The organism is Lutibacter sp. HS1-25 (assembly GCF_004121075.1).
Lineage (GTDB): Bacteria > Bacteroidota > Bacteroidia > Flavobacteriales > Flavobacteriaceae > Lutibacter.
In genome coordinates, this window is record NZ_RHLN01000095.1 from 1 (window position 1) to 1,327 (window position 1,327).

Here is a 1,327-nt window from a genome sequence, read left to right on the forward strand (position 1 = left end):
CGCGTTTTGGCAAGGGATATATTCCACGTCCGGGAGGTGATAAAATAGGAAGAAGAAGACTAGATACTCATTTTGAAGGGTTTATCAAATTAGGTGCTACGTTTAGATACAATAAAGACGAAAATTTTTACGGTGTTGAAGCAGACCAATTGGTAGGTACTTATATGTTGTTAGATGAAGCTTCTGTAACTGGTACAGCCAACATAGTAATGGCTGCTGTATTGGCAAAAGGAATTACAACAATTTACAACGCAGCTTGTGAACCATATTTACAACAATTGTGTAAAATGTTGAATAGTATGGGTGCAAAAATAAGAGGTGTTGGCTCTAATTTACTAATAATTGAAGGGGTTACAAGTTTAAAAGGTTGTGCGCTTAGAATTTTACCAGATATGGTTGAAATAGGTAGCTGGATTGGAATGGCTGCTATGACCAAATCGTCATTAACCATTAAAGATGTAAGTTGGCCAGATTTAGGTTTGATTCCACGTGTTTTTGAAAAATTAGGAATTAAATTAGAAAAAAGAGGAGACGATATATTTATACCAGCACAAGACAGTTACGAAATACAAAACTTTATTGATGGTTCTATCTTAACAATTTCAGATGCACCTTGGCCTGGATTTACACCAGATTTATTAAGCATTGTTTTAGTTGTGGCAACACAGGCAAAAGGAAGTGTATTGATTCATCAAAAAATGTTTGAAAGCCGCTTGTTCTTTGTTGATAAACTAATAGATATGGGTGCAAAAGTTATCCTATGCGATCCACACAGAGCAACTGTTATTGGTATGAATCACGAGTCAAGTTTAAAAGCAACTACAATGACTTCACCAGATATTAGAGCAGGAATTTCGTTGTTAATAGCAGCACTTTCAGCAACTGGTAAAAGTACCATTCACAACATAGAGCAAATAGACAGAGGTTACGAAGACATAGACGGGCGCTTAAAAGCCATTGGAGCAAAAATAACCAGAATCGATTGATTTAACTGGAAAGTTGAAAGTCCAAAGTCCAAAGCAAAAAATAAAAGATTCCTAGTTTAACTGGGAATCTTTTATTTTTTAAGTATTCAGTTAGCCAAGCTTGGATAATTAACAATGAATAGTGAAAAATGAATAATAAAAAAAACACCGTCATCTCGCACTTGATGTGAAATCTGCCAATGATACCGTCAGTTCAAGTGCCGCAACGCAGTGAATGTGTATCGAGAACGGGTTAGAGGTGAGGAGCTTCTCGATACATTTCAATTCCACAAGGTTCCATTGAAACACTCGAAGTGACGATAATAAAAATGAGTGATGAATAGAAAAACAACGTCAGTTCG

The 1,327-nt window shown here is 35.9% G+C and carries 1 protein-coding gene; it reads left to right on the plus strand.

Annotated features, from left to right (window positions below):
• Positions 1-986, plus strand: a 986-nt coding sequence (locus EC396_RS12590) for a UDP-N-acetylglucosamine 1-carboxyvinyltransferase (RefSeq protein WP_129366991.1), incomplete at its 5' end; no start/stop codon positions are given.
• Between the last annotated feature and the right edge of the window lie 341 nt (positions 987-1,327).